The sequence below is a fragment of the Bacillus cereus group sp. BfR-BA-01356 genome, from assembly GCF_022663635.1.
Lineage (GTDB): Bacteria > Bacillota > Bacilli > Bacillales > Bacillaceae_G > Bacillus_A > Bacillus_A cereus.
In genome coordinates this window covers 1-10,708 of the sequence record NZ_JAKUFX010000165.1, presented here as the reverse complement: position 1 = coordinate 10,708, position 10,708 = coordinate 1, and the positions used below count along the sequence as shown (strand labels likewise).

The following is a 10,708-nucleotide window of genomic DNA, read 5'->3' as shown; positions in this document are numbered from 1 at the left end:
TTTTACATAAAATACTGGTCTAGTTTCGTGATGTCTTTTTTAAGCAATTTGTCCTTTGATAACTTCAAAAGATATTATTTTTCAGTTGACATACTACCGCAGGTCTTTACATTTCAAATGACTTCTACACGTTCCATTGCAAGTGAATATACATTTTCATATCCTGCTGTACTTAGCTTTTGTTGTAATCGATCCGTATCCTCTTTCAAAGCGTGCACTAGCACCGTATGTTCTGGTAATAATGTATTTAACATCTCTTTAACGTCTCTTATACTTTGGTGAACTTTATACACAACTCGATTCACCCTACATGTATTCCTTACATGCTCTTTCATAACTTTTTCTGCAAAACTCCCTTTCGCAATATGCCCAGTAAAAATAACGGCATTCCGTTTTTCATTCCGAAGTTGTTCATAATATAACTGCGCTCGTTTCGTTTGCATATTCGCATCACTCATTACAACTATTCCGTAACTATTTTGCATACTAATATCATTATCCATCACTATTATGTTTCTTTTTAAACTCTCCATAACCCATTTAAGTTCTTCATTATTTTTTATCCAATCTTTATATACGAACATCTCTTCAAACCCAGCCAAAATTTCTTTATCTACTATAAGCGGAAATTCTTTATATCGTTCATATAAATACAATACTATATCTTGTGCCCTACCAAGTTGTGGCAGCGGTAATAATGCTATTCCTTTATTTTGCATAACTCGTTCAATTTCTGCACATAGATCGTCTAATCTTTCATTTTGCGAAACATCCTCTGTGTGATAAGCGGCATCTACAATTGCAACTTTTATATTGTGGCCCAATTTCTCAGGTAAATTAGCTCGTAGTATATTAGACTCTGCTGAATAGTCGCCTGAATAAAATACGTATGTATTACACATATCAACTAAAAACCAAACAGCTCCTAATACATGCCCACTATATCCCCATTGAAACCGCAATGTAGGAGTAATTTGTACCCATTCATTTGGATTGCTAATCTCATCAATACATACATAATTTAAATCTTTTATGTGTTGGTCGCTATAAGGTAAATTCCACCCTTGCCTCACATTATAGTTTCTCCACTTTTCATAATATAACAGCAGTTTCTCCTTCGTATAACGAGTCGTCCAAATTTTTTTCTTATATCCATACTTCGCTAATAAAGGTAAACCCATCGTATGATCTTCATGAATATGTGATAAAAATATCGCATCTAAAAATGGAGCAGCTTCTCTCTCTATTTTTGGATAACCATCCTCATAAGATCGATTAATACCACAATCAAATACTATTTTCGTCTCTTTATTTTTTACAAAATAGCAGGAGCGACCGTACTCTCCTGCTCCTCCCCATACTTCTACCCTCATCATGCTACCCCTTTTCGTTTTTGCTCCATATGCTGCAGAAATAATAAACATAGTGTTGTAAGTCCAACTGAAACGACAGCCATCGCCATTCCAATAGATACTTCTCCTTGTTCAAATTGAGCAAAAATAAATGTTGCTGACGTTTCTACTGATGGAGGTAGTACGAGAAGCGATGCTACTAACTCCCTTATCGAAATTGTAAATGTCATCGCCCATCCGGCAAGAATACCTGGGATAATAAGAGGCAATATTATTTTTCTAAAAATATAAATATAATTTCCAGAAAAAACACTTCCTGCCTGCATGAGAGAATCATCAATTTGTCCGAGTGATGATTTTACATATTGCACCGTGTAAGGTAAAAACAGAACAACATACGTTACGATAACCATGATTGGTGTATTATAAATTGACATAGGCATATATGGTGAATTCCAAAATAGAATAAGACCTACAACCATAACGATTCCTGGTACCATGTTCGGTAACATACCGCACATATCAAGACATTTTTCAGAGGTTTTTTTCCCCTTTCGAACCATAAGTGCCAAAAATACTCCAATCATTACCGCGATAATCGCTGTTACGAGTGAAAAAAGAAAACTATTCCATAAAGCCTCTAATCCCGGAGATCCTATTGTAAACAATGCCTCATAATGGCTTGTTGTAAAGTTATTTACATGTAAACCGCCGCCTCTTAATTTTGACAAAGAAGCAATAAGTATAGAAAAGTATGGAATTCCAATTGATACGATTAATAAACCAATTACATACATCCATGCTACAACGCGCATAAATATAGACAAAGTATATCTTTTAGATTTCACACCTTTTCCACTAACCATTGCATATGAATACTTTCGATTCAATACATTTTGCATATACCAAATAAGCATACAAGCACTAAGTAATAAAGAAGATAATGCTGTTGCACTACTAAAATCAATTGGCCAACTCGAAATAAATTTATGGATTTCTGATGTTAACACGTGGAATCCTATTCTACGTCCGAATGTAGCCGGTGTTCCAAATTCAGCAATCGTCTTTACAAAAATGAGTAAAGCACCCATTACATAACTTGATACTAATAACGGCAATATTATTTTTCTTAAACGATAGAAAAAACTTCCGCCATGAACTGCTGCAGCTTCTTCTTTACTACTCCCAATCTGAAGTAACGTGTTTTTCAGCATGAAATAAAGGAATGGGAATAAATGCAGACTCATAATTAAGACCATACCTCCTAAACTAAAAAACGATGATGAAACTGTCTTTAGCATCGGAAAAAATTGTTCAAAATAGCCGTTAGGTTGCATGAACAAAATCCAGCCCATTGATCCAATATACGGCGGTGTCATAAATGGAATCATAAAAACAATATCTAACTTACTATACTTTCCTACATCTGTTTTGCTCATAATAAACGCCAATGGAAATGCAAATATTGTAGCTCCTATTACAACGAGTACACCTAGAAGCATCGAATTCAGAAAAATCCCAGCTAATCCACCACTCTGCATCACTTCAAAAGGCTTTAAAAAATTCCAACTGCTATTTTCATATACACTAGAAAATAAAATAAGAAAAAGTGGAATGACGATTAACATCGCCACAAGTAATAACGCTACCGTCATTCCAACTTGTCTTACTGATACGAATCGATTTACCATGGAATCACCATCTTATTGAAATACTTTCTTAAATTGTTTCCCTATTTCATCTTGCTCTTTCTCAACTGTTTTCCAATCAATATTTAATACTGGAATCTCTTCTACATTTGGTCTATTTTCAGCTTTTATATCTGTTCTACCAGGCAATAAATACGCTTTAGAAACTTGTTTTTGTACATCATCGGATAATAAATAATCAATAAACTCTTTTGCACCTTCAACATTTTTACTATCCTTCATAATCCCCACTGCACGTGGGCTAATAACTGTTCCGCTTTTTGGATATACGATATCAACAGGTTCACCCTTTGCTTTTGCGCTATACGTCATATAATCAACACCCGCAATGACCATATCTTTCGCACCTGTTACAACTGGGTCTAACGCTTCCTGGTTTGCTCCTGCTACTGTAACTTCATTTTTCTTAAGCTGCTCAAATAAATTCCATCCATCTTGTCCATTCTTTTTCACGTATCCTGTTACAAAATCTAAAGCTGAACCTGAAAGTGCTGGATCTGGAAGATTCACTTTCCCTTTCCATTCTCCTTTCGTTATATCGCTCCAATCTTCAGGCGCTGTCTTCACATTTTTTGTATTGTACACAATCCCTAATGCTGAAGCACTATACCCGAAATAATGTCCTTTATCATCTGACCATTCAGAACGCAGCTTATCAGCTTGTTTCGCCTCTTTATAAGCTAACGTTTGACCCTCTTTCTTTAATCCTTCCATCGCTGGTAAGGAAGCGAGTACGACAACGTCAACGACTGGATTTTTCTTTTCAGCTTCCATTCTCGCTAAAATTTTACCAGTTGTCCCTTGAAACATTTCCACCTTTATACCAGTTTTCTTTTCAAAGTCTTTTTGAATTTTTTCTGCTAATCCTTTTGGCCCTGCACTATATACAACAATTTTCTTTTCATTCGTATTTTTACTTTTTGCATCTGCATTACCTGTCTTTGAACTACAACCCGTTACTACAGTAGAAAATAGTAAAGTACATACAAATAAAGACTTAAGCGAACTGAATTCCTTCATACGATTCTCCCCCTATATGATGAATACATTTTTTTGGTACATATAACGATACTGGTTTCCCGATGCTTAGCTTACTATTGTAATAGGCTGTCCAGATGCCTAAAGTCCCCATATTTACTTTCACTTCATAACGTTCTCCTACATATGTAACGTGCTGAATTTCACCTGTATACATTTCGCACACATCATTTTTTGTCCAACTCACATGCTCTGGACGAATCATTTTTTCACCCTCTACAAGCCAATTCGCCTTACCAACAAATTTGGCAACAAATTCATGAGACGGTTTCACATAAATATCTTCCGGTGTTCCTTTTTGTAATACTTCTCCTTGTTTCATGACAATAATTTGGTCTGACATTGACATTGCTTCTGTTTGATCGTGAGTGACATACAGTGCAGTTAAACCAATGGAATGAACGATATCCATAAGCTCTATTCTCATTTCTTCTCGCAAAATTGCATCGAGTGCACTTAGCGGTTCATCAAACAAAATAAAATGAGGTTTTGTTACAATTGCTCTAGCGAATGCGACACGTTGTTGCTGTCCACCAGAAAGTTCGTGTGGATACCGTTTCTCCATACCTTGCAGGCGAACTCGCTTTATCGCATCTTCTACTTTTTCTCGTAAATGATTCGTTTGCTTTGTAGCTCTTAAACCAAATGCAACATTTTCAAAAACAGTCATGTGCGGCCATAAAGCAAAATCTTGAAATACCATACCGATATTCCGTTCATGAGGAGATGTCTTTATCTTTTTGGTAGCAGAATACATGCACTGGTCTCCAAAATATATTTCTCCTTTATCCGGTTCTTCAAGCCCTGCTATCATTCTAAGTAAAGTCGTTTTCCCACACCCCGAAGGCCCTAAAAGTGTAGTGAATTCCCCTTGTTTCATTACAATCTGCAACGGCTTTAACGCCTGTGTTTTTCCAAATGTCTTTTCTAATCCACTAATTTTAATATCCATTGCTTCACCTCTCTCCCCTCATTCTTAACCTGCTTTCATTCTATATGGAAGATTTATACTGAATGTTAATGTACTGTAAAGATTAAATTAAAAAACTTCTAATAAACTATTTATTTCTATAGATTTTTTCTATATTTAAAATAAAAAAGGCGGCAATTCATAATGAATCTCTTAAAATTAGAAATTGTAGTACTTATTAAGAAATACAAAAAGCTTACAATCGTTGCAGAAAAACTTGGCGTTAAACAACCAACTATTACTTTTCATATAAAAAGCTTAGAAGAAGAACTCGGTGTGTCTTTATTCGAATTACGTTCTGGAAGGTATTTCTTAACAGAGGCTGGTGAGGCTTTGCACCATTATGCTTGTAAAATAGATGCGCTTATGAAAGAAGCTAGACGTGTCACGCAAGAGTTTAAAGATTTTCATAAAGGTGCTATAACAATCGGCGCTAGTTATGTACCAGCGACTTATCTTTTGCCAGAAGTCGTTCATCAATTTCAATGCGAATTTCCCAATATAAAAATAACGCTACTAGTGAAAACAGCCCCTGAAATTCGAATGATGCTACAAAATCACGAAATCGATCTTGGGATAATTTCCGCTGCTCCATTTGATGAACCTCTTTTAAAACAAACGAATATAATGCCCGATACACTTGTTCTTGCCTTTTCCAAAGAACATCATTTTTCAAAGAAAGACAATGTATCGTTACAAAATATCGAAAAGGAACGCATACTATTGCATCGTAATCCATCTACAACGAGAGATTTACTTACACAATGGACGTTGGCGCACAACATTACATTCCAATCTGAAATTGAATTAGACTCATTAGAAACGATGAAACAAATTTTAAAATATGGTAATGGAATTGCCTTTATTTCTAAACTTGCTATCGAGCAAGAAATACAACGAAATGAGCTATGCTATATACCAATCCCTGAATTTGAATTTCAGCGTAATATTTATACGATTCATCATGAGGACAGATGGAATTCTAAAATCATTTCTTTTTTACTACAGAGCATCACTTCATTTGCAACAAAAAATTAAAAGACTGTCGTTATGCACGACAGCCTTTTAAACTATAAATCTATTTATTTTTCTTTGCCTCAATTTTTGCTTGCGCCTCTTCAGCCTTATCTAATGCTTCTGATACTTTCTTCTCTTTTTCTTTCACTTCATCTATACTATCGACAGCTTTAATAATTTTATCGATTCCTTCTTCTTCTACCTTTCTACGCTTTGCCACTCTTTCATTTACTTTCTCTTCCACATCTTTTGCTTTTTGAAGCATATTCTCTGCATTTGATGTTACAGCTTTTTCAAGTTCATCATCTTTTTTCTTTTGTAACACTTCATTTGCAATGTCTTTCGCTTCTAAATACTTACCGTCTTTTAATGCTGTTGCTCCGTGATCCATTTTCTCAGCAACTTCTTTATATGATTTCGCTTCGTTTCCTGATTTCTCTTTTTCTGCTTTTTCGAACCACATTGTTGCATCACTATACTTTTCATCTTTCAATGATTGCATACCTGTTTCAATATATGTGTCATAATTGCTACATCCAGCCATTACGACTAATAGAAAAAGCATAACAAAACTTAATTTTTTCATGCTGTTGTCTCCTTTTCTTTGCCTGCTCACTATACTGTAACATACATGAAAAAGAGTTTCAAAAACTAAAATACTAATTCGGTCATTTTTATAATGATAAGTCGAATTTTCATTATTTTCTTATTTTTAAGCGGACACATCTACTTGTTTTTTCGCCATATGTTGCTTTACTCCAACTAATACAACTAACAATAACCCTCCGCCTATTGTCATCATAACAATGCTAGTTGGCAACATATCTAATAGTAGTCCATATACAATCATACCAAGTGGTGCGATTGCAGTCGCAATTGTTTCAAGTAGGCCAAACACACGCCCTAGGTAGCTCGGATCTGTCGTTTTTTGCATATGTACTTGCATTGGAATGTTTACAATCATAATTGCTATACCAGTTAACATCATAAAAGCAATATAGTAAATAAAACTTGCTACTTTTGGAATGATAACTAACAACGGAAAGACTGTACATAAACTTAAACCTGCAAACAAAAACAGTCCAGTATAAATAGAACGAAACGGAGTATTCACTTCTTTACGCACTGATAAAGCAATCGCTCCCATTAGCATCCCGACTGCTAACATTCCTTCTACAGTACCGAGTTGCTTTGAAGATAAATGCAATGTATGGACGATAATGTAAGGAAGTGCAACTGTTAGACCACACGCAAAAAAGTTTACCCACAATGCTATTTTCATTAAACCATATATTTCATGTTGTCTTTTTACATATAAAAAACCTTCTTTTATACTCGTCAAGAAATGCTCTGTACTCTCAGCCACTTCTTTTTTATATAAATCAAATACGATAAATAATTGCAAAATAACCGCTAAAAAGAACGTAATACTATTTAATAGGAAAAACGATTTAATTGAAAAGAAACCATATACAACTCCGCCAATAATCGGTCCTAAAATATTTGATAAAGAAGCCGCCGTTTGATTTAAAGCACTCGCTTTTTGAATACGTCCTTCATCTACTAAACTCGGAATAGACGAAGTTAATGCAACAGAATAAAAACTTGCACAAATTGATAATAATGCTGCTGAAATATAAATAAAAAGAAGTGATGGTCCAAATATAGTAGCAAGAATAAACATACTAAGCATCGTTAAGCTACTTAATAAATCAGTACCAATGACAAGCCATTTTCGATTCACACGGTCTGCTACAGCACCAGCAATTGGGCCACAGATCATCCTTGGAAGTGATCCGCAAACGAGCGTAGTTGCAAACCCCATCCCTGAACCAGTAGTCTTTAATACATATAACCCCATTGCGAACGTATAAATACCTGCGCCTAATAAAGACGTCATTTTTCCAATCATCATTAAAATGATATTTCTCGTTGCAATCTTCATTCTTGAATCATGTTGTCCTATACTTATATCTTCCATTTTTGACTCTCTCCCCTTAAAAGTTAAATTGTGTTAAACTTATTATATAATCAACTTTCCAATTTTCACAACAAAAAGTTAAATACAATTAAACTTTTTAAATATAAAGGAGCAATAATATGGCAACTCTCGGCGAAAAAATTAAAGCATTACGAAAAGAAAAAAAGCTTACGCAAACAGCACTGGCAGGTTCGGAACTGACAAAAAGTATGCTTAGTCAAATTGAAAATGGAAAAGCTACACCTTCTATGAAAACATTACAATATATTGCGGAAAAACTTGAATGTGAAACGAGCTTTTTATTAGAAGAAGATGAAGGAGAAATTGTAGAACTCATTCAAAAAATGGAGCAACTAATAAAGGCAAATAAATGCGATGAAGTATACAAGACTTTACTACCTATCGTTCAAACAGAGCTACCTTCTACTTTAAATACAGCTCGCTTATATAAACAGTTCCTAACAGGAGCAACTATTATGAACGATTATCATATTGAATATTACGTTGAAACTGCTGTTTCTATATTTGAAAAATATACTTTATATCGAGAAAGCACTGAAACGAAACTACTGTTTTACTATATGCTCTTCAAACGTAAAAAATATAAAGAATGTTTACAGATGATTGCTACAATTCGTGATGAATATAAAGCGAAGAATTTAGAAATGGATCTCATTACACATATACAATTATACTTAAAAGAAGCCATTATTTTACTCGCATACGGCAATTATGAAAAATGTGAAAAAGTCATTTTAGATGCACTTGCATTTTCAAAAAAACATCAAGTGTATTATAAAACAGATGAATTTTATCGCATTTTATCTTACCAAAAAGTCATTACAGCTGATAAAGAACAGTATTTATATTACATAAAAAAATCGGAGCAATTTGCCATTTTTACAGAAGATATTCTATCCATTGCGATTATTGATATTTTAAAAGCTTACTACTACAACACAATTACTAATGAATATACAATCGCATTAGAACATCTAGAACAATTCCGAGAAAAACTAAAAGATGAACCAATCTTTCAAGACGATGGATTATATTATCTTGAAAAAGGAAAATCTTTGTATGGCTTAAAACGTTATAAGGAAGCTTTGGCAATATTAAAACACGCTACCATACCAGATTATATGAGTCATCCACTTGATCAATCGTGGGTATTAACAGCTGGGTCTTATCGTGCCCTGTGTCATATAAAACTTCAAGATAAACCAGCTGCTCTGAAAGAAGCAAAAGAAGCAGTTCAAACGATAGATGGTTATCCTGATTCCATCTTTTCTTCATTTATTAAAGAAACATTACAAATAATACAAAAACTTTAAGAATGTCTCTAAATGGTATATTATTCCTCTTTTTTAGCAAAGATAATAATAATGGGAGGAATATAAATGAATATACAACGTGCAAAAGAGCTTTCTATGTCAGCAGAACAAGCCAATGTCAATTTTCAAGGCATGCCTGTTATGATTCAACACGTCGATGAAAGCAATGAAACCGCCCGCATATATGAAGTAAAAAACCCAGGACGCGAATTAACTGTTCCAGTTAATAGCTTAGAGGAAATATAAGAAATGCCACTTCTCTTTTGAAGTGGCATTTTTCTTCTTTCAGATTACTTATTATAAATTTCTTCAACCCTTTATTTTACATGAGCTGAAAAAATAAGAATTTTCTACTTCTTTTCTTTTTGTGACCTGCTAAAATACAAACTATGGATTAATTATTCGTACTATACATTAAGGAGGAAAAATAATGGCATCTACTTTAGAAAAAAACAAGCCTTATTATGCAGTTATATTCACTTCTAATTTATCAAATGATACAACAGACTATAATACCGTTGCCGAAGAAATGGAGAAACTTGCAAAGCAACAACCTGGATTTTTAGGTGTAGAAAGTGCAAGAGGTAATTCTGGACTCGGAATAACAATTTCTTATTGGGAATCACTTGATGCGATTGAAAATTGGAAAAAGAACACCTTACATAAAGAAGCGAAAAAAAGAGGTCGTGAGCAATGGTATGAAAACTTCCACCTGCGTATTTGTCTTGTTGAGAAAGAAATTAAGTTTCATAGAGGTACTTTATAACTATGAAGGAAAAATTAGCTCTCGTTATTGTTCATGAAATATATGGTGTGAACGACCATATGCATCACGTTACCCAGCACTTTACTTCATCTCATATAGATGTATTCTGTCCTAATCTGCTACAATCGCAACCTGCATTTCATTATATTGATGAAGAAAAAGCATATCATTTTTTTATGAATCATATTGGATTTGAAGATGGAAAAAAGCAAATTGAAACATTCATTACTCATCTTTCTAGTCGTTACACACATATTGGACTTATCGGCTTTAGTGTTGGAGCTACCATCTCATGGCTATGTAGTAACAATCCGAAAATAGATTTTATTATCGGATGTTACGGTTCTCGTATACGCGACTATGTTCACATAAAGCCTACATGCGCTACATTACTTATATTCCCAGAAAAAGAATCTAGTTTTTCAGTATCTGAACAGCTCCCTGTCAAGTAGACAGTGGAAATAATAAAAAACACTTTAAGCGGCTTGAACCCTGTATTCTAATGGGCTTAAGCCGTTTAATTTTTCTTGGTAACGTTCAT

General features: G+C 34.2%; 10 protein-coding genes and 1 pseudogene. 5 read left to right on the top strand and 6 right to left on the bottom strand.

Annotation, left to right across the window (positions count from 1 at the left end; genetic code table 11):
- Positions 1-113: 113 nt before the first annotated feature.
- Genes MR168_RS29970 through MR168_RS29955 form a run of 4 tightly spaced genes read right to left on the bottom strand, consistent with a single transcriptional unit; the run spans position 114 to position 5,051 of the window.
- Entirely contained in the window at positions 114-1,376 is a 1,263-nt protein-coding gene (locus MR168_RS29970) for an MBL fold metallo-hydrolase (protein WP_242291704.1), read from the bottom strand.
- Positions 1,373-3,043, bottom strand: a complete 1,671-nt coding sequence (locus MR168_RS29965; protein ID WP_086411431.1) for an ABC transporter permease — start codon at positions 3,041-3,043, stop codon at positions 1,373-1,375. The genes MR168_RS29970 and MR168_RS29965 overlap by 4 nt, the downstream gene beginning before the upstream one ends.
- Positions 3,044-3,055: 12 nt before the next feature.
- Positions 3,056-4,081 (bottom strand): ABC transporter substrate-binding protein, encoded by a 1,026-nt coding sequence (locus MR168_RS29960; protein WP_086411432.1) that lies wholly within the window; start codon positions 4,079-4,081, stop codon positions 3,056-3,058.
- Positions 4,059-5,051: an ABC transporter ATP-binding protein gene (locus MR168_RS29955; RefSeq protein ID WP_086411433.1), complete on the bottom strand. Its 993-nt coding sequence runs from the start codon at positions 5,049-5,051 to the stop codon at positions 4,059-4,061. The genes MR168_RS29960 and MR168_RS29955 overlap by 23 nt, the downstream gene beginning before the upstream one ends.
- Before the next feature lie 162 nt (positions 5,052-5,213).
- Here MR168_RS29955 and MR168_RS29950 point away from each other — a divergent pair, with 162 nt between their 5' ends.
- Positions 5,214-6,107 (top strand): LysR family transcriptional regulator, encoded by an 894-nt coding sequence (locus tag MR168_RS29950; RefSeq protein WP_001050611.1) that lies wholly within the window; start codon positions 5,214-5,216, stop codon positions 6,105-6,107.
- A gap of 40 nt (positions 6,108-6,147) precedes the next feature.
- On the opposite strand, the gene MR168_RS29945 is transcribed toward MR168_RS29950, so the two are convergent.
- Together MR168_RS29945 and MR168_RS29940 are read right to left on the bottom strand one after the other, a co-directional pair.
- The gene (locus MR168_RS29945) at positions 6,148-6,672 is read right to left on the bottom strand and encodes a COG3014 family protein (RefSeq protein ID WP_000736437.1); all 525 of its coding nucleotides are present in this window, start codon (positions 6,670-6,672) and stop codon (positions 6,148-6,150) included.
- Positions 6,673-6,798: 126 nt separating this feature from the next.
- Positions 6,799-8,067, bottom strand: a complete 1,269-nt coding sequence (locus MR168_RS29940; protein ID WP_000389503.1) for an MFS transporter — start codon at positions 8,065-8,067, stop codon at positions 6,799-6,801.
- A 119-nt stretch (positions 8,068-8,186) separates the two neighbouring features.
- Here MR168_RS29940 and MR168_RS29935 point away from each other — a divergent pair, with 119 nt between their 5' ends.
- The 4 genes and pseudogenes from MR168_RS29935 to MR168_RS29920 form a co-directional block, all read left to right on the top strand.
- The gene (locus MR168_RS29935) at positions 8,187-9,401 is read left to right on the top strand and encodes a helix-turn-helix domain-containing protein (protein WP_000212351.1); all 1,215 of its coding nucleotides are present in this window, start codon (positions 8,187-8,189) and stop codon (positions 9,399-9,401) included.
- A 66-nt stretch (positions 9,402-9,467) separates the two neighbouring features.
- Positions 9,468-9,647, top strand: coding sequence for an H-type small acid-soluble spore protein (locus MR168_RS29930; protein ID WP_001025737.1), 180 nt, complete (start codon positions 9,468-9,470; stop codon positions 9,645-9,647).
- A gap of 184 nt (positions 9,648-9,831) precedes the next feature.
- Entirely contained in the window at positions 9,832-10,167 is a 336-nt protein-coding gene (locus tag MR168_RS29925) for an antibiotic biosynthesis monooxygenase family protein (RefSeq protein WP_000168853.1), read from the top strand.
- A gap of 2 nt (positions 10,168-10,169) precedes the next feature.
- A pseudogene (locus tag MR168_RS29920) lies at positions 10,170-10,598 on the top strand (dienelactone hydrolase family protein); the annotation flags it as partial.
- Positions 10,599-10,708 lie beyond the last annotated feature (110 nt).

Bases quoted from the DNA above. Each gene is read 5' to 3' on its own strand.
- MR168_RS29960 (WP_086411432.1), bottom strand. From the start codon at position 4,081: ATGAAGGAATTCAGTTCGCTTAAGTCTTTATTTGTATGTACTTTACTA.
- MR168_RS29955 (WP_086411433.1), bottom strand. From the start codon at position 5,051: ATGGATATTAAAATTAGTGGATTAGAAAAGACATTTGGAAAAACACAG.
- MR168_RS29965 (WP_086411431.1), bottom strand. From the start codon at position 3,043: ATGGTAAATCGATTCGTATCAGTAAGACAAGTTGGAATGACGGTAGCG.
- MR168_RS29950 (WP_001050611.1), top strand. From the start codon at position 5,214: ATGAATCTCTTAAAATTAGAAATTGTAGTACTTATTAAGAAATACAAA.
- MR168_RS29925 (WP_000168853.1), top strand. From the start codon at position 9,832: ATGGCATCTACTTTAGAAAAAAACAAGCCTTATTATGCAGTTATATTC.
- MR168_RS29945 (WP_000736437.1), bottom strand. From the start codon at position 6,672: ATGAAAAAATTAAGTTTTGTTATGCTTTTTCTATTAGTCGTAATGGCT.
- MR168_RS29935 (WP_000212351.1), top strand. From the start codon at position 8,187: ATGGCAACTCTCGGCGAAAAAATTAAAGCATTACGAAAAGAAAAAAAG.
- MR168_RS29940 (WP_000389503.1), bottom strand. From the start codon at position 8,067: ATGGAAGATATAAGTATAGGACAACATGATTCAAGAATGAAGATTGCA.
- MR168_RS29970 (WP_242291704.1), bottom strand. From the start codon at position 1,376: ATGATGAGGGTAGAAGTATGGGGAGGAGCAGGAGAGTACGGTCGCTCC.
- MR168_RS29930 (WP_001025737.1), top strand. From the start codon at position 9,468: ATGAATATACAACGTGCAAAAGAGCTTTCTATGTCAGCAGAACAAGCC.